Origin of the sequence: Dokdonia pacifica (assembly GCF_900188275.1) — a bacterium.
GTDB lineage: Bacteria > Bacteroidota > Bacteroidia > Flavobacteriales > Flavobacteriaceae > Dokdonia > Dokdonia pacifica.
Genome location: NZ_FZNY01000003.1, coordinates 130,406 through 150,121 on the forward strand (window position 1 = coordinate 130,406; position 19,716 = coordinate 150,121).

18 protein-coding genes are annotated in these 19,716 nt (G+C 33.8%); 16 read left to right on the forward strand and 2 right to left on the reverse strand.

Features of this window, described 5'->3' with window-relative positions; genetic code table 11:
- Positions 1-77 precede the first annotated feature (77 nt).
- The 3 genes from CHB80_RS10605 to CHB80_RS10615 all read left to right on the forward strand — a co-directional run bounded on the left by CHB80_RS10605 (position 78) and on the right by CHB80_RS10615 (position 3,466).
- Complete coding sequence (locus tag CHB80_RS10605) at positions 78-1,259, forward strand: hypothetical protein (protein ID WP_089371446.1); 1,182 nt, start codon at positions 78-80, stop codon at positions 1,257-1,259.
- Between the two features lie 50 nt (positions 1,260-1,309).
- Positions 1,310-2,827 carry an OmpP1/FadL family transporter gene (locus CHB80_RS10610; RefSeq protein WP_089371447.1) on the forward strand — a complete coding sequence of 506 codons (1,518 nt, stop codon included), beginning with the start codon at positions 1,310-1,312 and terminating at the stop codon, positions 2,825-2,827.
- A gap of 96 nt (positions 2,828-2,923) precedes the next feature.
- Positions 2,924-3,466, forward strand: coding sequence for an NADPH-dependent FMN reductase (locus CHB80_RS10615; RefSeq protein WP_089371448.1), 543 nt, complete (start codon positions 2,924-2,926; stop codon positions 3,464-3,466).
- A gap of 2 nt (positions 3,467-3,468) precedes the next feature.
- Here the strand turns inward: CHB80_RS10615 and CHB80_RS10620 are convergent, their stop codons facing one another.
- Positions 3,469-5,154, reverse strand: coding sequence for an alpha-amylase family glycosyl hydrolase (locus tag CHB80_RS10620; protein ID WP_089371449.1), 1,686 nt, complete (start codon positions 5,152-5,154; stop codon positions 3,469-3,471).
- A 106-nt stretch (positions 5,155-5,260) separates the two neighbouring features.
- Here CHB80_RS10620 and menA point away from each other — a divergent pair, with 106 nt between their 5' ends.
- The 8 genes from menA to CHB80_RS10660 all read left to right on the forward strand — a co-directional run bounded on the left by menA (position 5,261) and on the right by CHB80_RS10660 (position 14,187).
- Positions 5,261-6,166 carry a 1,4-dihydroxy-2-naphthoate octaprenyltransferase gene (gene menA / locus CHB80_RS10625; RefSeq protein WP_089371807.1) on the forward strand — a complete coding sequence of 302 codons (906 nt, stop codon included), beginning with the start codon at positions 5,261-5,263 and terminating at the stop codon, positions 6,164-6,166.
- Positions 6,167-6,175: 9 nt separating this feature from the next.
- Positions 6,176-7,225 (forward strand): o-succinylbenzoate synthase, encoded by a 1,050-nt coding sequence (gene menC, locus CHB80_RS10630; RefSeq protein WP_089371450.1) that lies wholly within the window; start codon positions 6,176-6,178, stop codon positions 7,223-7,225.
- On the forward strand, positions 7,216-8,130 hold the full coding sequence (locus CHB80_RS10635) for a CPBP family intramembrane glutamic endopeptidase (RefSeq protein ID WP_089371451.1): 915 nt from the start codon (positions 7,216-7,218) through the stop codon (positions 8,128-8,130). The genes menC and CHB80_RS10635 overlap by 10 nt, the downstream gene beginning before the upstream one ends.
- Positions 8,131-8,266: 136 nt before the next feature.
- On the forward strand, positions 8,267-9,295 hold the full coding sequence (locus tag CHB80_RS10640) for an AMP-binding protein (RefSeq protein ID WP_308489032.1): 1,029 nt from the start codon (positions 8,267-8,269) through the stop codon (positions 9,293-9,295).
- Positions 9,296-9,391: 96 nt separating this feature from the next.
- A complete protein-coding gene (locus CHB80_RS10645) occupies positions 9,392-10,018 on the forward strand; it encodes a vWA domain-containing protein (RefSeq protein ID WP_143337103.1) in 627 nt (208 codons plus the stop codon).
- Positions 10,019-10,088: 70 nt separating this feature from the next.
- Positions 10,089-10,568: a hypothetical protein gene (locus CHB80_RS10650; protein WP_089371454.1), complete on the forward strand. Its 480-nt coding sequence runs from the start codon at positions 10,089-10,091 to the stop codon at positions 10,566-10,568.
- A gap of 89 nt (positions 10,569-10,657) precedes the next feature.
- Positions 10,658-11,971, forward strand: a complete 1,314-nt coding sequence (locus CHB80_RS10655; RefSeq protein WP_089371455.1) for a M24 family metallopeptidase — start codon at positions 10,658-10,660, stop codon at positions 11,969-11,971.
- 14 nt (positions 11,972-11,985) lie between these two features.
- Entirely contained in the window at positions 11,986-14,187 is a 2,202-nt protein-coding gene (locus CHB80_RS10660; protein ID WP_089371456.1) for a carboxypeptidase-like regulatory domain-containing protein, read from the forward strand.
- A gap of 19 nt (positions 14,188-14,206) precedes the next feature.
- Here CHB80_RS10660 and xerD read toward each other — a convergent pair whose 3' ends face one another.
- Positions 14,207-15,109, reverse strand: a complete 903-nt coding sequence (gene xerD / locus CHB80_RS10665) for a site-specific tyrosine recombinase XerD (RefSeq protein ID WP_089371457.1) — start codon at positions 15,107-15,109, stop codon at positions 14,207-14,209.
- A 244-nt stretch (positions 15,110-15,353) separates the two neighbouring features.
- Here xerD and CHB80_RS10670 point away from each other — a divergent pair, with 244 nt between their 5' ends.
- The 5 genes from CHB80_RS10670 (at position 15,354) to CHB80_RS10690 (ending at position 19,635) form a co-directional block, all read left to right on the forward strand.
- Positions 15,354-15,920: a porin family protein gene (locus tag CHB80_RS10670; protein WP_089371458.1), complete on the forward strand. Its 567-nt coding sequence runs from the start codon at positions 15,354-15,356 to the stop codon at positions 15,918-15,920.
- Between the two features lie 189 nt (positions 15,921-16,109).
- Complete coding sequence (aroQ, locus tag CHB80_RS10675; protein ID WP_089371459.1) at positions 16,110-16,523, forward strand: type II 3-dehydroquinate dehydratase; 414 nt, start codon at positions 16,110-16,112, stop codon at positions 16,521-16,523.
- A 5-nt stretch (positions 16,524-16,528) separates the two neighbouring features.
- Positions 16,529-17,260 carry a Dph6-related ATP pyrophosphatase gene (locus tag CHB80_RS10680; RefSeq protein ID WP_089371460.1) on the forward strand — a complete coding sequence of 244 codons (732 nt, stop codon included), beginning with the start codon at positions 16,529-16,531 and terminating at the stop codon, positions 17,258-17,260.
- Between the two features lie 94 nt (positions 17,261-17,354).
- A complete protein-coding gene (locus CHB80_RS10685) occupies positions 17,355-17,780 on the forward strand; it encodes a hypothetical protein (protein WP_143337104.1) in 426 nt (141 codons plus the stop codon).
- 22 nt (positions 17,781-17,802) lie between these two features.
- Positions 17,803-19,635 carry a hypothetical protein gene (locus CHB80_RS10690; RefSeq protein ID WP_089371462.1) on the forward strand — a complete coding sequence of 611 codons (1,833 nt, stop codon included), beginning with the start codon at positions 17,803-17,805 and terminating at the stop codon, positions 19,633-19,635.
- Positions 19,636-19,716: the final 81 nt, after the last annotated feature.

The window sequence follows — 19,716 nt, forward strand, 5'->3', positions numbered from 1 at the left end:
TGACTATATTAGACAAATAATAATTAATACAAAATTAGTTATTTTTAGTACGAACAACAATTAAACACTTTAGAGATATGCAACTTTCTTCTACTCTTAAAATCACTCTAAAAACCTTCCTTTTTTCTGGGTTGGCAGCAATAACCCTTTTCTCTTGTAGTTCTTCACAAGCAGTATATGACGATGATGGTATATATAATGGTAATGATACTGCAGCAACACAAGAAAAAGAAACCGATAGTCTAAGCGCTAAAGATTTGGTTTATAAAAATTATTTTGAAGAAGAAGCAGAAGCGCTAGAAGATCTTATTGAAGAAGATGCAATATTTACAGATGTAGATTCTTATTCTTCAGAAGAAGATGCACAGTATGTAGAAGGCGATGGGTATGATACTAATCGCGGTGCTTGGGGAGATGAGACAGAAACTACTATTGTAAATGTATATAATAATACTCCTTTCTGGGGAGGCGGTTTCTGGGGCGGAGGCTACTGGGGCAATGCATACTGGGGAGGTGGTTACTGGGGTAATCCTTATTGGGGAGGCTTCTGGGGACCTAGATTTGGAGGTTTCTTTAACCCATACTTTGGTTTTGGAAACTTTTATAACCCATATTACTGCTTTGGATATGGAAACGGTTTCGGCTTTGGAGGTTTCAATAACAACTTTGCATATGGTAGTAGATATAATAGAGGAAGAAACGCTGTAGCATATCACAATGGTAGAAGAACTTCAAGATCAGCAGTAGCACAAAGAGATGCTAGAAGAGCAGCAACTAGAAATGCATTAGCTAGTCGAGGTAATAGATCTAGAGCAACTTTTTCAAGAAATAGAGGTACAACACAACCTAGAACTACATCTAGTAGAGGAACAGGAAGTAATTATAGAGATGGTGTTTCTCGCGGAAGCGCAAATTCAAATAGACCTAGTTATAGTAGAGGTGGAGGTAATCGTCCATCGTCAGCTTCTAGACCTAGTGGAAATAGTCGCCCTAGCTATTCTAGAGGAGGAAATTCAAGACCAAGCGGTAGTGCGCGTCCAAGCGGTACACGTCCTCAAGGTTCTGCAAGACCAGCTGGTCGTCCAGCAACAAGACCATCTGCAAGACCTAGTAGTTCAAGATCTAGACCATCATATTCTAGACCATCTTCTTCAAGAAGTAGTAGTTCAAGAAGTAGCGGTTTCTCAAGAGGAAGCAGTTCTTCAAGATCTTCAGGAGCTTCAAGAGGTGGATCACGTGGAGGAGGAAGAAGAGGATAAATAGACGCTTTTAAAATTTATTCAAGAAATACTTAGCTAGATATTTAATCATGAAAAAAGTATATATACTCGTTGCACTTATGAGTGTGACACTGACATCTTATGCTCAAAACATAACAGATGCCTTACGATTAGGAACTACAGATATTACAGGTACAGCTCGCTTTAGAGCATTAGGAGGAGCTTTCGGAGCATTAGGAGGAGATCTAAGTGCTATAGGTATTAATCCAGCAAGTAGTGCCATATTTACAAGAGGTACTACGTCATTTACATTAGCCGTAGATAGTTATGATAGCGATGTGAATTATTTTGGAACTACAAACAATACTTCTGATGAAGATGTTTCTTTTAGTCAAGCAGGAGGGGTATTTATCATTGAAGGAAATCCAAGTTCAAAATGGAATAAAATAGCATTAGCTTTTAATTATGATCGCTCTGCAAATTTAGATGATCAATTTTTCGCATCTGGTATTGGAGATATTTCTATAGCTAACTACTTTGCTGATTTTGCACAAGGAGTTCCATTGGATTTATTACAATTACAAAGCGGCGAAAGTATCACAAGTTTATATCAATTTTTAGGAGAACAAGAAGGGTTTGGAGCACAACAAGCATTTTTAGGTTTCCAATCTTTTATAATAGATCCAGTTGATATTAATGATCCTAATAATACAGTATACACACCTAATATTGTTGGAAATGAATTTGATCAACGATATTCATTTATATCAGAAGGGTATAACAGTAAAGCGTCCTTTAATGTAGGAGCACAGTATGAAGAAAGACTATCTTTTGGATTTAATCTAAACTCTCATTTTGCAGATTATACAGAATCTACAGAATTAGTAGAGTTTAATGATAACGAAGGAAGCCTTATCAATGAAGTACGTTTTCAAAATAGTTTACGTACCATCTCTAATGGTTTTTCTTTCCAGTTAGGTACCATAGCAAAATTACATCAAAACGTACGTTTAGGACTTACCTATGATTCTCCTACTTGGTATACGATATCAGAAGAAGGCACGCAACGTGTTTCTACAGTAGGAAGTGATATTGATGGTGATTTTACAACTTCAATTAATCCTAGAGTAACAAATATTTTTCAAGATTATGAATTAAGAGTGCCAGGGAGATATTCAGGAAGTTTAGCGTATCTTTTTGGGAAACAAGGACTCATTAGTTTTGATTACTCGTATTCAGATTTTTCTAATCTTACGTTTAGACCTACCAATGATGCTTTCTTTCAAGATTTAAATCAACAAATTGAAAATACATTAAAAGGAGCTTCTACTTTTAGAGTAGGGGGTGAATATCGTATTAAAGAATGGAGTTTACGTGCAGGATATCGTTTTCAAGAGAGCCCTTATCAAGATGGAGAAACGGTAGGTGATTTAACAGGTTATTCTGCGGGAGTTGGTTATAATTGGGGAAATGTAAAGTTTGACCTAGCTGTAGATCTTTCAGAACAAGATCGTAACCAAGCATTATTTAATACGGGACTTACGAGTCAAGCAGCAATTCAAAGAAATAATACAGCTATTGTAGGAACACTTACATTTAGTCTGTAAAACAAACATATCATATAAATAGAAAAGGGTAGCTATAAGCTATCCTTTTTTGTTTTAATACTGTATCTTTAATATCCTTTTTAAATTATACATTACATGAAAAAAATTATTGCTTTTGCAGGAAGTAACAGTAAGAATTCTATCAATGCCCAATTAATAGAATATTTAGCAAATCAAATTACAAGTGCTTCTACTTCTGTTATAAAACTTACTGATTTTGATATTCCTATGTATTCTATTGATATAGAAACTGAGCAAGGTTTTCCTGTTGACGTGACGATTCTTAAGAATAAAATTTCTGAAAATGATGGGGTTATTATATCTGTAAATGAGCATAATGGAACTGTTTCGGCTTTCTTTAAAAATATTTTAGATTGGTTATCTCGTGTAGATAGAAACTTTTTAAGTGGAAAAAAGATTTTATTACTAAGTACATCTCCTGGTGCTAGAGGAGGTAAAAATGCATTAGATTATGCTAAAGGATCATTACCACATATGGGAGGTGTTGTTGTAGAAAGTTTTAGTTTCCCTTCCTTTCAAGAAAATTTTGATAGTGCCTCACAAACAATTACAAACCCTACATTAGAATTAGGAGTGCGCGAAGTAATGGCTTCTTTTCTTCAGGAAGTAGATGGTTAACTCTATTTTCCCATTTCTAATAAGGCAATATCAAATGGAGAGCTAAAACTTACTTTTCCATCGATAACCCTTACTTTCTGTTTTGAGTAGGTTTCTATAAGGTATTCTGCTTTCGCGAAAGCTTTATCAACCTTAAATTCTTTCTTTCCAAAGGGAAGGTTAAGACCCACAATCACGTGATCTGTATATTCTCCAACAGTAAGATGACGACTAAAGATATATGACGTATTATTTATAACAGTATGCTTTCCTGCACCAATAGCTGGATGATTTGCTCTGAATTGACCTAATTTTCTCCAATGTTTTAATACTTCTTTTGTTTTTGGAGAGTTTTTCTGATCCTCCCAGTTCATATAACTACGTAATGTAGCATCTCCTTGTGTGCCTTCTATGACAAGACTTCGGGCGCTTTCATCTCCATAATAAATTTGAGATATACCTGGTGTTAGTAATAATTTAGTACCTGTTTCTTTTGCTTTTTCTCTGTTTACATCAAAAGGTTGTCCATCATCATGGGAAGTAGCATAATTTGTAATACTCACCCCTTTATGAGATGTTCTGTTTATACTATCATATTTTGCAAAAAGTGTTTTGTAATCCCCTTGTGCATCATACTTAAACTGGAAATTAATAAGGTTATCAAAACCATTAGCAAAATAATCTACTTTAGTTCCATCGCCAAAGTCAAAAGCACGACCGCCATCTACAGAGTAATTATAAACTTCTCCGAGCATAAAGAAATCAGTATCGTCTAGTACTTTGTCTGGGTTTGCTTTTTTGTATGTTGCAAATGCTTTATCTGCCTGCGCTCTTAATACAACCCAAGATGCTTCATCTACATGTTTTGCGGTATCTACACGATATGCATCTATTCCTAATTCTCGTACATAATCAGTAAGCCACTTGATAATGTAATTACGTGGAGTTTTTTTATAATTGTTTTCAGTAAAAAAAGTAGCAAGCTCTTGCATTTCTTGATCATAACGGCCTTCTGCTTTCCATTTTTCAACAAGAAGTTCTGGAAGTTCTACTTCTGCAGTACTTTCTGTAAGAATATCGGGTAAGTTTTCTACAAGGCTACAGGCAGTTGTATTTTCATAGGTAGAAAATTCACAATTAGGATCTTCTCTTGCCCAATCTGTGCCCCAGAATGGATCTTGTGCTGTAACTGGTCCTGTGTGATTTAGCACCACATCCATTACAACACGTATTCCTTGAGCATGGGCTAGATCTATCAATTCTTTTAAGTTATCCATAGTTCCAAAGTTTGGATCTAACTGTGTCCAATCTTTGGCCCAATATCCATGATATCCATAGGTAACTCCAGTGCCTTCATCTACAGCTCCGTGTACTTGCTCTACAACAGGTGTAAACCACAATGCATTTACTCCTAGTTCTTTAAAATACCCTTCTTTAATCTTAGAGGTAATTCCTTTCAAATCACCACCTTCAAATCCTCGTAATACAGCTGTTTTTTCAGATCTCTCAAAATGAGTGTCATTTGTAGGGTCACCATTATTAAAACGATCGGTTAATAAAAAGTACATATTTGATGCCTCCCATAAAAAAGGGGTAGTAACAACCTCTTTTTTTGAAATATCATGAGTAGGATCTTCTTTTTTTTCTTCTTTACAAGCTGATACTAAAAACAATAAAATAAATAAAGGATAGAGCGTATAATTCTTCATGATGATTGATTTGAAAAGCTAAGCTACTAAATTGCATTTAAAAAGCAATCTCTTTTCGCGCAAAGCAAAAGAAAATAAGTATTTTTGGGATATTAAAAACGTATTTATGTCATCTGTAAAAGCTTGGATTCAAGCCTCTAGATTGCGCACTTTGCCATTATCTATATCAGGTATACTAGTAGGAGGCGCTATGGCGGAACGCACAGGTTTTTTTGATTGGAAAATATTTATTTGTGCATTATTAGCAACCTTAGGGTTTCAAGTATTATCAAATTATGCAAATGATTATGGTGATGGTGTGAAGGGAACCGATAATGAAGATAGAGTAGGTCCCGCACGTGCCATGCAGAGTGGATTATTAACAGCTTCAGACCTTAAAAAAGGCATTGTAATAACAGCGATACTTACTACAGTTGTGGTGATTTATTTGATTTATATTTCTTTTGGAGCAGATCAATTATTCTTATCACTTATCTATATGTTTTTAGGCATAAGTGCTATTGTAGCAGCCATTAAATATACTGTAGGAAAAAGCGCATATGGATACAAAGGGTTAGGCGATGTTTTTGTGTTTTTATTTTTTGGACTTGTTGCAGTGATGGGATCTTATTTTTTGTACGCACAAAAATTACCATTATATCAATTTTTAGGAGCAACAACTATAGGACTATTGTCTACAACAGTGTTGCATCTTAATAATATGCGAGATCGAGAACAAGATCAAAAGGTGGGTAAGAATACACTCGCTGTTATGTTAGGAAAAAATGGCGCATTGCGGTACCATAATATGCTATTTGGTTTTAGTATTTTAAGTTGGATTGCCTATTTGATTCTTTCTAATGCAAAACCCATGTTATTTATGAGTTGTCTAGCATTTTTGCCGTTACTTGGCCATTTTATAAAGGTTCAAAAAACAAAAGATCATGCCGCTTTAGATCCACAACTCAAAGTAGTAGCACTTTCTACGTTTTTACTTTCACTCTTATTTTTTATACTATCTATAACAATTTAAATTCTTTTTTTGAAGGCTACTTATCATAAACATATTCTCAAGTTTAAACGTGCTAGCGGCACATCTAGAGGAATTTTAAAGACTAAAGAAACCTGGTATATTGTTATAAAAGATGGAAATAAAACAGGCATAGGGGAGTGTGGTATTTTAAGAGGATTAAGTTTTGATGATCGTCCAGATTATGAAGAGCGTTTACGATGGACATGCGCAAATATTCAGAAAGGACCAGAAATGTTATGGGAGGAATTAAAAGAGTTTCCGAGTATTCAGTTTGGTGTTGAGATGGCTTTTCTATCTCTAGAAGCGCAAGATCCTTTTGTATTATTTCCTTCAGAGTTTACACAACACAAAGACGCTATTGCGATCAATGGTTTAGTGTGGATGGGCGATGAGGTATTTATGAAAGAGCAGATAGAACAAAAATTAGAAGCTGGTTTTGACTGTATCAAAATGAAGATCGGTGCTATAGATTTTGATAAAGAATTGGCTTTACTTCGTTTTATTCGTAAGCACTATGACGCTTCAAAAATAACTGTGCGTGTAGATGCTAATGGAGGGTTCGCTTTCGCGAAAGCAAGAGAAGTTTTAAAAGAACTTGCTACATTAGAGATTCATTCTATAGAACAACCCATTGCTGTGGGCCAATGGGAAGAGATGAAACGGCTTTGTGAAGAAACACCTACTCCTATTGCGCTTGATGAAGAACTAATAGGGGTGATGGATGTAATAAAAAAGCGTGAATTACTACAAATTATTCGGCCGCAATACATTATATTAAAGCCCAGTTTTGTGGGAGGATATCAGGGTAGTGAGGAGTGGATAGATCAAGCTGAAGCGCTAGGAATAGGATGGTGGATCACATCTGCCTTAGAAAGTAATATAGGTCTTAATGCCATTGCACAATGGACGTATGACTTAAAAGCAAAAGGACCACAAGGACTAGGTACTGGCAGTTTATTTACTAATAATATTCAAGCACCTTTAGAAGTTAGAAAAGGGGCATTACACTATAATAATCAATTAGATTGGGATTTTAATACAGATACATTATGTTTATAGAACAAGCTTATAAAGGAGAAAATGAAACGTGGAAGTTTGTAATTACGACCATCATTACTATGGGGATTTTTATTCTTAATCTTCTCTTTTTCATTTTTATTGATATTGATGTTCAAGAAGAAATGGATAAAATGTCTCAATTAATTCCTAATAAAAATGTACTATTAGGACTTAATTTATCCATTTTTATTCCGATACTTTTAGTTCTCTTTTTATTAGTTTGGGCGCTTCACAGAAGAAATATTATTACGCTTACTACCGCGAGACCTAAAATAGATTTGAAAAGAGTTTTCTTTAGCTGTTCATTGGTAGTTATTTATACCGTGGGAAGTTTTGCAATCGCTTATTATTTTTCTCCAGAAGATTATGTATTGCAATTTGATCCTTTAAAATTTACAATTTTATTTATAGTAAGCCTTATTCTTTTTCCATTTCAAATAGGGTTGGAAGAGTGGCTTTTTAGGGGCTATTTGATGCAGCAAGTAGGGATTATGGTTCGTAATCGTTGGTTTCCTTTACTATTAACCTCAGTGCTTTTTGGAATTTTCCATAGTGCCAATCCAGAAGTAGCAGAAATGGGACCTATTATTATGGTGTATTATATAGGTACTGGGTTGCTATTGGGTATTATGACCTTAATGGATGATGGTTTAGAATTGGCATTAGGATTTCACTTTGGAAATAACTTTTTGGCAGCAACGCTTGTTACGGCTGAGTATTCAGCATTACAAACCGATGCTATATATAAGACAGTTGCTTCACCAGGAACAGGACTTGAGATTGTGATTCCTGTATTGATTATATATCCTATTTTCCTTCTTATTCTTGGTAAAAAATACAAATGGACAAACTGGAAAGAGAAACTTTCAGGACGTATACTTCCTAAAGAAGAAGTGTTAACTTAATAATAACCTCATAGTTAGGTAACTTTAGCTTTATATAAAGCTTGTATTTTGGGTCAATATGGTAAAAACTCCGCAACGATATATACGCGTGCATCCCAAATTTAAACTGAATGGGATACATTATACAATAGCTTCTTTGAAAACCTTAGCTTATGAGTGTATTAAAGAAGGTGAGCCTTATGAAGAATCTGTGGGTAATTTTTTATTAGATTGGCTTAATGACAAGTCGTATGTAACTGTCAAAACTTCAGGATCTACAGGAGCTCCCAAGGCCATAAAAATTAAGAAAATTCATATGTTTAATAGTGCTAGAGCTACGGCAAAGCATTTTAAACTTCCGGAAAAAACAACAGCGCTTCTTTGCTTGCCAGCAGAGTTTATTGCAGGCAAAATGATGTTGGTACGTGCTTTAGTGTTAGGATGGCATATAGATATGGCACAGCCTAAATCTAATCCTTTAGATAATGTATATCGTCGTTATGATTTTTGCGCAATGACGCCTTTTCAACTAGATAATTCTTTATCTAGATTACATTTACTATCAAAGCTTATTGTGGGTGGCGGGGCTATTTCTGAAACATTAAAAAAGAAACTACAAGGGATTTCTACCAAGATTTATGAAACCTACGGAATGACAGAAACGGTAACACATATTGCCGCTAGACGTGTGAATCCAAAGAAGAAAAGAGAAGGAATCATCCCTTTTAAAGCATTGTCTAAAGTAAGTGTTCATACAGATGATAGAGGCTGCCTTGTTATAAAAGCACCGATGGTAAGTAGTGATCCTGTTATTACAAATGACCTTGTTGAACTTGAAACCTATAAGAAATTTGTTTGGTTAGGTCGTGTGGATAATGTCATTAATAGTGGTGGAATCAAATTATATCCTGAGCAAATAGAATATAAATTGTCTTCTATGATACAGATGCCATTTTTTGTGGCGGGTATTCCAGATGATGCTTTGGGAGAAAAACTGGCATTATTTGTAGAACAAGAGGAAGAGTTTGCTTTCGCGAAAGCGGAATATGACGTAACAGATTTTGAAAAATATGAAATTCCTAAAGTCGTTTTTTCTATCCCAAGATTTGAACGCACTGCAAACGGTAAACTACAACGAGGACAAACGGTATTTAAAATATTAAAACCTTTAACTAAAGATATTTAGTACACATCCCTCAATCTTATAGGAGGTTCCCTCATTGTTCATTTTAGAATTCATCTTAATACAATAGGTTTGGATTGAATTTAAAATGGAACACAGATGAAAACACGTTTAATTTGCCTAATACTTACTTTTGTAATGATCCAAGTAAGTGCACAAGAAGAAGTTTCTACTACAGTGATTAAATTGAAAGATCTTATTACTCATGCTGCAGATGCTTACCCTAATGAAGAGCCACAACAAATTTATTTATTAATAGAAACAGATATTACTGGAGTATCATCAGACAATCGTTTTTTCCTAGAACAAGGCGTACAATTACTTCTTAAAAGATTACAGCCAGGAGATAAAGTTGCCATTGGCACCTATGGAGGCAGTAACTCAACCATAGTGTCGTATACAGAAGCTTCTAATAGTACTCATATTTTACAAGAGTTACAAAAGATATACACCATTGAAAATCAAGACGCAGATAAAGACGGCATTGATATGGCATATCAATTTGCTAAAAATTATTTTGTAGAGGGGTCTGAAAATAAAGTTATTATGATGCGGAATGATCAAATTTCTTCACAAGCTATTACAGCAAATGCGAGTAAGAGTAAAAAGACAAAAAAGACTAGAGAAGAACGCAAAGAAGCTGGACAACCCTATAAATTAGGAGGAGCAATAGCGATTACGGCACTTAGTATCTTACCAGAAGTTTTAGAAGTAATTAAAGATTAAAAATTTTAGGCATCATTTTTGAAAAGTAATAAAATCAAATAAAAGATGCATCTTTGTAAAAATTTTTAAAATGAAACGTACAATTGTTTTAGCGCTTGTTCTTTTTTTAGGAACTCTTTCGGTAGGAGCTCAAAACTTAGGTAATATTCAACGTGGTCAAAGAGGATATTCTCCTCCACCAAGACAACTTGATGCTGGAGAACCTGAAAAGCCAGATGTAAATAAAATGAGTATCGAAAAAGCAACGCTTTATAAAGAACTACTGGGTATTGATGTGTTTGAAAAAGAAGTGTTACGTACGTATTTAAAAGATTACTATAGAGCTCGCGTAGATATAGATTATAATCCTGATTTAAAATTTGAGGATAAACAAAAACAAATCAATATCGAACAAAAGAAATTTGAAAAAGCGCTTAAAGAAGTCTTTACAGAAGATCAGATAGAGCAAATACTTATTGAAGAACAGTTTGGTAATAGAGCTGAAGAGAAAAAGAAAGAAGCTAAAGAAGCCAAGAAGAAAAAAAGAAATAAAAAGAATAAAAAAGGATAAGAACCTTTTTATATAGATATTTAGAGAGTGCTTTACGGCACTCTTTTTTATTTTACGTAATTTTAATTGATCAATTAAACCTATTTATAATGACAAGAATCTATACTTTTTTAATACTACTACTATCCTATACTATGACAGCACAAGTAGTATCAGAACGAGAGCGTGCAGTGATTGTAGACGATATTTTGGAAGACCGTTTTAATACATTACTTCCAAAACTTATGGATAGGGCTTCTATAGATATGTGGGTGATTATCTCTAGAGAATATAATGAAGACCCAGTATTAAAAACAATGTTACCTTCTACATGGCTTAATGCACGTAGACGCACGATACTTGTTTTTTATAGAGATCAAGAAAAAAATACCATAGAAAAACTAGCTGTTGCTAGATATAATATTGGTAAAAGTATTACGTCTGCTTGGGATAAAGAAAAAGAACCAGACCAATGGAAGGCCTTGACACAGATTATAGAAGCACGTAACCCTCAAAAAATTGCACTCAATTATTCTGATTATTTCGGGTTAGCCGATGGTGTTGTTCGTACAGATTATAATGAGTTTCTAGAAGCATTGCCATCTCGATATGCATCTAGAATTGTATCGGCAGAAAAACTAGCTATAGGCTGGATAGAAACACGTACACCCAAAGAGATGATGTATTTTGAACAGCTTGTAGATATTACTCATGATATCATAAAAGATGCATTTAGTAATAAAGTAATTACGCCAGGTACCACAACTACAGACGATGTGGTGTGGTATTTAAGACAGCGTGTTACAGATATGGGATTAGAGACTTGGTTTCACCCTACGGTAGATATACAGCGTAGTAATGAAAAACTAGTAAGCCATATCGAATCCTTTTCAAATAGACCAGAAGGAAAGGTTATTCAAAAAGGAGACTTGCTACATTGTGATTTTGGAATCACCTATTTAAGATTAAATACCGATTGCCAGCAGCATGCCTATGTACTTCAAGATAATGAGACGCAAGCACCTGATTATCTTGTGAAAGCCTTTGCAGATGGGAATAGCGTACAAGACATTTTGACTGCTAATTTTAAGACAGGAAACACAGGAAATCAGATTTTGTTAAAAGCATTAAAAGAAGGAAAAGACGATCGGTATTCACCGGCAATTTATACACATCCATTAGGTTTATATGGACATTCTGCGGGTCCTACTATAGGAATGTGGGATAGCCAAGGAGGTGTTGTAGGTACAGGAGATTATCCACTTTATGAAAATACTGCCTACGCTATAGAACTTAATACCACCGTTACCATTCCTGCCTGGAAAAAAGATATTCGAATTATGTTAGAAGAAGCAGGTTTTTGGGGAGAAGAAGGCTTTAGATATGTCTCTGGAAGACAAGAAGCATTGATACTTATAGACTAAATAACCATACGATCATGAAAAATCTAATTGTTGTAATTGCTGTGTTATTCGCTTTCGCGAAAGCGCACACCACCCAAGCACAAGAGAAAATAATATTTTATTGGGACGCATCACTGTCTATGCAGGATAGAAATCTCGATATAGAATTAGAACATTTAGATACCTTTTTTGAAAAACATAAAGAAGCCGCTGTTCATTTTGTGTCTTTTAGTTCAGAAATTATTCTAGAAGAAGATTATACAATTGTAAATGGAAATTGGGATGCTTTAAAAGCAGAATTACAAAGAACAGTTTATGATGGTGCTGTCTCTTTTGAATCTCTAGATTTTACATTGCAAACAGATCGTTTTATCATCTCAACAGATGGAGAAAGTATTTCTTCTGAATTACCTGAAAAAGCAAGTGCTCCTGTTCATATTATTACTAATAATACCAATCGTTCTATTATGAAATTGGCATTAAATTCGGTAGGAAGCCTTACAAATACAAACAAACTTGCACGTAAAAAAGATAGACAACCTACTGTGGTTACTGGGGTAGTGATAGACAATAATTCAGGAGGAGGTCAGGCATTAGAAGGTGCTATTATTAAGATAGTAGGAGGCGATACAGAAACTACCACAGATAGTAAAGGTGCTTATACAATAGAGGCATTTCCGGAAAATGTATTAGAAGTGTCGTATGTAGGAAAACGTTCTAGACGATTTAGAGTAGGGAAGCAACGTACGTTGAATATTATTTATAGTGATCAAGGAGATGTGCTTAAAGAAGTGGTGATTACTAGTAAAGTAAATGAAGCGGTAGCTACCGAAGAAAAAGAAGTAGATCTTGGACAGCATAAAATTCAGAAAAAAAGATTAGGATATTCAGTAGAGACTATTACAGATAAAGAAATATCTCAAATAGATACCAATGTAAAACAAGCTGTAAATGGACAATTTGCAGGCTTAGAAATTGCTAATGATGCGGCTCAAACTAGAGTAGATTTATCTCAGTTTTTAGGAAGACATAAAAACATGACACTTCTAGGGGATCAAACTGGACTTGTGGTGATAGACGGGGTGCCTCAATCTAAAACAGATTCAGGACAGTTTTCTGGAAACACAGGTAGTACAGGAGTGACAACTAATATCAATCCTGATAATATTGCTAGCATATCTTATTTAAAAGGACTTGCAGCTACAAATAGATATGGAACACTAGGAAAAGGGGGCGTTATATTAATTACTACAAAATCATCTCTAGCTGGAGAAGTCACCAAAAAAGATAATACCCCTCAAGGAACTACAGCAACCTATGCTGATACGGCTATAGAAATAGAATCACTTCCTAAAACAGAATATATAGCAGCTTTGCAAAAGCATAAAACAATAGATGCCGCTTTTGAAGAATATCTCATACAACGTAAAACCTATGGTAGTACCCCTAGTTTTTATCTCAATGTTGCCGATTATTTTAAAGGATGGAATAATATAGAAATGACTACTCGAGTACTTTCTAATGTATCTGAAATAGCCAAAAATGATGCAACAGCTTTAAGAGCAATGGCTTTTAAAATGGATGAGATAGGGAATAAAAAGAAAGCTTTAGAGGCGTATAAATACATCAATAAGATTAGGTCTTTAGAAATACAATCCTATCGTGATCTGGCACTTTCCTATGCAGAAAATGGCGATGTAAGTAATGCTTTTAATATTTATCAGAACATAGTAGAAGGTAAAGGAAACATTGCAGTAAACGCATCTGGGATAGAAGAAAGCCTTATTAAGGAGTATCAAAACTTTATAAAAAAATATAAAAGTGCCATTAATGTAAGTACCATTTTACCACGATTCTTAAAAGAGCCTGAAAAACTTAAAAAACGTATTGTTTTAGAATGGAATCATCAGGACGCAAAATTTGATTTGCAAATTGTAAATCCTCAAAAAAGATTCTTTACATGGGAACATACAGATAAAGCAGCTGCACAACGACTTTCTCAAGAAAAACGAGATGGTTTTCAAATGGAAGAGTTTTTCTTAACCGAAGATGATAAAGGAAAATGGACCTTTAATATTATTTATTATGGGAAAATTACAGATGATGACGGATCACCTACCTACATGAAATTTACAGTATATGATGAGTACGGAACTCCTCAAGAATCTAGAGATGTGAAGGTAGTGCGCTTAATTGATGTTAATCAGCCCTATACAGTGCTCGAAGTGTCATTATAATCCTGTTTAGAAATTATTATTAGTTCTTACTTCTAGGATGAAATTTATGTAATACCTCAGAAAGTTGTGACCTATCCACGTGCATATAAATCTCTGTAGTGGTAATACTCTCATGACCTAACATCTGTTGTATAGACCGCAAATCTGCGCCATTTTGTAATAAATGAGTAGCAAAACTATGTCTAAACGTATGCGGACTAATGGTTTTTTGAATCCCAGCCTTGACAGCCAAGTCTTTGATAATAGTAAATACCATTGCCCGTGTTAATTGTCGTCCTCTACGATTAAGAAATAAAGTATTGCTGTATTCTGGTTTTGGAGCTGTGTGTATGCGCACTTCATTACGATAAAGGTTAATGTATTTTTGGGTATGTGTACTTATAGGTACAAATCGCTGTTTATCTCCTTTTCCTGTCACACTAATAAACCCTTCTTCAAAATACAAATCAGAAAGTTGTAAACTGATTAATTCAGAAACACGAAGTCCGCAAGCATATAAACATTCTAACATAGCTCTATTGCGTTCTCCCTGTGGGTGTCCTAAATCAATAGTAGCAATCAAAAGATCTATTTCTTCTTCAGAAAGTGTATCAGGTAATTTGCGCCCTATTTTAGGAGGCTCAATTAGATCTGTAGGATTATCTTCACGATAATCTTCAAAGATGAGGTAGTTAAAAAAGCCTTTTAACCCAGATATGATTCGTGCCTGTGACCTAGGTTGCACTTCTTTTGCGACATCATATATAAATTTTTGAATTTCTTCTTTTGTAATTGAAATGGGGCTTTTGTCTATTTGATGTTGATCAAGAAATCGAATCAATTTTGTGATATCTCTAGAATAATTAGAAATCGTATTGTCAGAAAGTCCCCGTTCAATACGCAGGTAATTCTTATAGTCTATGATACTATTTTTCCAGTTCATGTAAAAATACTTTCTTTTGTGACTACTCCTAAACTTGTAGTAAAATGAGTAACCTAAAAATACTTGTTCTATTTGATTTAACTAATGAATCCTATAAAATCTAGTGCACAAATTAAAAATATAGCCATGAAGAATACTACATTATTAGGATATTTTACTAAGTAAACTTAAAAGTTGATTAGTATACTAATGATTTTAAATACTCGTTATTGCTTAAAATTGAGTTAACTAAAGAAATTAAATTATGAGAAAAATCATTTTATCAGTTGCAATTGGCGTTTTAACACTTATGGGAGTAAATGCGCAAAACATTCATTTTGGTGCTAAAGGAGGTATCAATTTAGCTTCTTTAGATATTGAAAATGCAGCTGGAACTATAAATGGAAGAACTTCTTTCCATCTAGGAGGAGTGGTGAATATAGAACTTTCTGAAAATATTGGGATTCAATCCGAGCTTTTGTATTCTGCTCAAGGGGCTAATTCAAATGTTAATGGATTTGAGTCTACTATAAAATTGGATTACATTAATGTACCAGTTTTGTTAGATTATAAAGTTTTAGATAACTTTAGTTTACAAGGAGGACCACAAATAGGATTTAATATTAACGCAGAAACAGAAACTGATAACAGTACATTTGAGATACCCAGTGTCGAAACTATAGATCTTGCTTTAGCCTTTGGAGCACAGTATACATTAGAACAAGGAATTTTCTTTCAAAGCCGATATAGCCTTGGTCTTACAGATTATGCCCAAGGGATACGTTCAAGAAATAATGTATTCTCACTATCAGTAGGATACTTCTTTAACTAAAAAGTTTTAATATATAGAAAAGTGTTTTCCATTATGAAAGCACTTTTTTTATGCTTTGTAATGTAGTATTTTTACGCTTTCGCGAAAGCGTATACCTTAATGAAATAAGTAAATTTAAAAAGTTTTATAGTAATACAATTGATTACTATATGCATTGCATTTGACTTTTAAAATAATAACATAAAACAGATGAAACTACGTATTATTAATGGCCCAAATCTTAATCTCTTAGGAAAAAGAGAACCTGAAATATACGGAGGAAAATCTTTTGAAGATTATTTTAAAGATTTACAAATCAAGTACAACCATATTGAGCTTTCTTATGTTCAATCTAATATAGAAGGAGAACTGATCACTCATATCCAAGACGCTGATACAATGTATGACGGAATCATTTTGAATGCTGCGGCATATACACATACCTCTGTAGGTATAGGAGATGCTGTAGGAGCTATTGAAATTCCTGTTATAGAAGTTCATATTTCCAATACGTTTGGTAGAGAAGAATTTAGACATCAATCCTATATATCAAAATATGCAAAAGGAGTTATTTTAGGTTTTGGTTTACAAAGCTATGATCTAGCTATTCAAAGCTTTTTATAAAACAGATGCATAAAACGTATTTTAATTGGAGTAGCGGCAAAGATTCTAGCCTTGCATTATACAAGATATTAGCAGACTCTGAGTATAAAATCTCAACCTTACTTACAACGGTAAACTCAGATTTTGAACGTGTGTCTATGCACGGATTGCGTATAGAGCTTTTAGAACAACAAGTAAAAAGTATAGGATTACCTCTTCATAAAATTGCATTTCCTGCGCAAGTAACCATGGAAGATTATTCTAATACGATGCGCACAGAAGTTACACAGCTTAAACAAGATGGATATACTCATGGGGTGTTTGGCGATATTTTCTTAGAAGATTTAAGGGCGTATCGAGATGAACAATTAGCAGAAGTAGGTATAAAAGGCGTATACCCTTTATGGAAAAAGGATACAAAAGCATTACTTAAAGAATTTATTGATCTAGGATTTAAAGCGATTACAGTTTGTGTAAATGCAAAACATTTAGATAAACAATTTTGTGGAAGAGTCATTGATGCATCTTTTATAGAAGACTTACCAGATACAGTGGATGTATGTGGGGAAAATGGAGAGTTTCATACGTTTGTTTATGATGGTCCTATCTTTAAAAAGCCAATTCCTTTTACCATAGGAGAAAAGGTTTTACGAGGATATCATAAAGCCACTAATGATGATGATAATTGTTTTGTAGATGAAGATGAGCAAAAGAATTGGGACACTGCTTTTTGGTATTGTGATTTATTACCCACATAAATATAAAAACAAAATCAGGTATTTCTTCTCTTTTATGTAGAAGTATTTTTGCATACTTTTAGATACTAATGTGTTAACTTAAAAATGTATGCCTATGATACCACCTATAGTTTTACCAAAAACAAATGTCTCTGAAGCAACTTCAATTCTAGAAACGTGGATGAATAAGCCAGTTGTTTTATGGGTTGTTTTAGGAGAAGGTTCTGTTGCAGACACGGCTGTAGCCAAGTCTGAAGAATTAATAAATTCTACCGACCCTGACGACAATCCATATCATTTGGCTAGAGTGGTGCATGCACCTGATCCAAGTTTAATTTTAGAAAAGCTAAAGTCACTTCGGGTAAATCCAAGGTTAAGAGAACCTATTGAGTGGAATAATCTTACTAAATATATAATTCTCTCTATTTCTGTAAATACAGATACCATAGGCGCTATCGTATTAAAATCTAAATTTCCAAATCAACCACGTGGATATATCAATAGAATTTTGCGTAAAGCTCTTGCAGTAGATGCTGTGTAACAAATTAACGATATAATCAATTATGAAAACTAACTATAAGATTTATATAGCAATCATTGCTATATGTATTAGTTCTATATCACAGGGACAAGAACAACATATTATCAACATTGGAGAGATAGATGAAGACGGGCGATCTATTGATAAAGAAACTGGAGAGATTAAAGAATCCTATATCAATACCAAAATTGTTGATATTAATAGTGTTCTGGATATAACCTTAGATAAGACACTCTTAACCTCAAAGATTAGTAAGGATCCTGAACTTCCCACTGAATTATCAGAAAAAATTTCTGAGCTTCATAATGCTTTAAAAAATAGAGAAGAAAATCTAAAAGCAGTACAAACTCTTATAAATTCATATGATTTTGACACTTTTGAACGAGATGCAGTGGGAACACAAGCATATTTTAATGATTTGTCTACAATAGTTAAAAAAGTTGATGATATCACGTATATAGATGATAGAATAGAAGATCTAACACTTAAATATGATGATAAAGGTCCATTTGGATCGGTTTATTTTGCAGCTGAAGAAGTTTTAAATGAACTTACCAAAGAAGTAGAAGAGATCGCTACTAAAAATGGAGTATATGTACAGTTTGGAGGATGGATAGTCGCTGGAGGAAGACAGACTCCTTTAAACATTCCTGGTTATGACGATATAAAACCCCAAGACCCTTTTCAAGTAGATAGATGGCAGCTATTACCTTCTCCAGAACAATTAGAACAATTAGAAGATTTGCAAAAGCTAGCCAAAGACAATAGAGGTAAAGAAGATGAAATCATAAAGAGTATAGCAAAGAACCACTTAGACCAAATGCGTGGTATAATAGATGCAACTATTAGAACCATACAAGATAAAATTGATGAGGAAATTGAAAAAGTAAAAGAAATAGGTCTTGATATTTCAGAACAGTCTAGTTTTGATACATTAAAGTCTGACATTGATGAGGTTAAGATGATGATAAAAAACCTTAAAGAAGAACTCATTCGTAGAAAAGAATTCTATACATCTATTGTGTCAAATCCTGAAAATATAGCCTTAGGTACATTCTTATCTAATATGCAAAATGATATTACCTATATTAAAAATGAGGGTAAATTGCTTTTAGATAAAATTAATTCAGTATCTACTACTTTAACTGGAATCGTTGGGGATTTTGGAACTAAAATCGAATCAATTAAGGAGGTATTTTCGGAATTAAAAACGCATTATACAGGAATATATAATAAAGTTAAAAATACAATTTCAAGTAGAATCGAACAATTTCTATATGGTCAAAAACTTGACTTTGCAGCTTTAAAATTTAGTGAAGAGGTATATAAGTTTACACTAGATAAACTTCCACAGTCCAGTACTTTTGATTTAATTAATTCTGGAGTTCGGAAAGATGGAGATCAATTAGCATTTAAGTTAGAAGTTACTGGCAAGGATGGTGTTATTTATACAGAAAATCGTAAAATAAGCATGTTTAGGGTATTACCACATGTAGAAGGAACCGTAGGTGTTATTTTTGCAGATCCATTAGCTAGAACATCTGTCGAAACACAATTTCAGTTAGCACCTTATTATAATGTGATTTTCAAAGGTTTTCTTGATAGAAAGGCAAGAAGGAAAAGCATTACTTATAATAGACTTCTTGATTGGGGGGTAGGGCTTCATGTTTCTGCTCCAGATTTTGATGGCGATGATGTGCCTGAATTAGGAGCCGGTGTGGTAGTATCTATACTAAATGATTACGTACAATCTGGTATTGCTGTTAATGTATTTACGGGAGATCCTTATTGGTTTTTTGGATTACGTTTACCAGTACCTTCATTTAATATCGGTAATGTGCGAACTAATAATTAATCTTGTAAATTCTTATATGACTTTAAATAGTTTATCTGTATAAGAAAAAAAAGATATAAAAAAACCTCTACGTATTTGTAG

Bases quoted from the DNA above. Each gene is read 5' to 3' on its own strand.
- CHB80_RS10610 (WP_089371447.1), top strand. From the start codon at position 1,310: ATGAAAAAAGTATATATACTCGTTGCACTTATGAGTGTGACACTGACA.
- CHB80_RS10660 (WP_089371456.1), top strand. From the start codon at position 11,986: ATGAAAAATCTAATTGTTGTAATTGCTGTGTTATTCGCTTTCGCGAAA.
- CHB80_RS10670 (WP_089371458.1), top strand. From the start codon at position 15,354: ATGAGAAAAATCATTTTATCAGTTGCAATTGGCGTTTTAACACTTATG.
- CHB80_RS10685 (WP_143337104.1), top strand. From the start codon at position 17,355: ATGATACCACCTATAGTTTTACCAAAAACAAATGTCTCTGAAGCAACT.
- CHB80_RS10655 (WP_089371455.1), top strand. From the start codon at position 10,658: ATGACAAGAATCTATACTTTTTTAATACTACTACTATCCTATACTATG.
- aroQ (WP_089371459.1), top strand. From the start codon at position 16,110: ATGAAACTACGTATTATTAATGGCCCAAATCTTAATCTCTTAGGAAAA.
- xerD (WP_089371457.1), bottom strand. From the start codon at position 15,109: ATGAACTGGAAAAATAGTATCATAGACTATAAGAATTACCTGCGTATT.
- CHB80_RS10680 (WP_089371460.1), top strand. From the start codon at position 16,529: ATGCATAAAACGTATTTTAATTGGAGTAGCGGCAAAGATTCTAGCCTT.
- menA (WP_089371807.1), top strand. From the start codon at position 5,261: ATGTCATCTGTAAAAGCTTGGATTCAAGCCTCTAGATTGCGCACTTTG.
- CHB80_RS10635 (WP_089371451.1), top strand. From the start codon at position 7,216: ATGTTTATAGAACAAGCTTATAAAGGAGAAAATGAAACGTGGAAGTTT.
- CHB80_RS10650 (WP_089371454.1), top strand. From the start codon at position 10,089: ATGAAACGTACAATTGTTTTAGCGCTTGTTCTTTTTTTAGGAACTCTT.
- CHB80_RS10605 (WP_089371446.1), top strand. From the start codon at position 78: ATGCAACTTTCTTCTACTCTTAAAATCACTCTAAAAACCTTCCTTTTT.
- CHB80_RS10645 (WP_143337103.1), top strand. From the start codon at position 9,392: ATGAAAACACGTTTAATTTGCCTAATACTTACTTTTGTAATGATCCAA.
- CHB80_RS10615 (WP_089371448.1), top strand. From the start codon at position 2,924: ATGAAAAAAATTATTGCTTTTGCAGGAAGTAACAGTAAGAATTCTATC.
- CHB80_RS10620 (WP_089371449.1), bottom strand. From the start codon at position 5,154: ATGAAGAATTATACGCTCTATCCTTTATTTATTTTATTGTTTTTAGTA.
- CHB80_RS10690 (WP_089371462.1), top strand. From the start codon at position 17,803: ATGAAAACTAACTATAAGATTTATATAGCAATCATTGCTATATGTATT.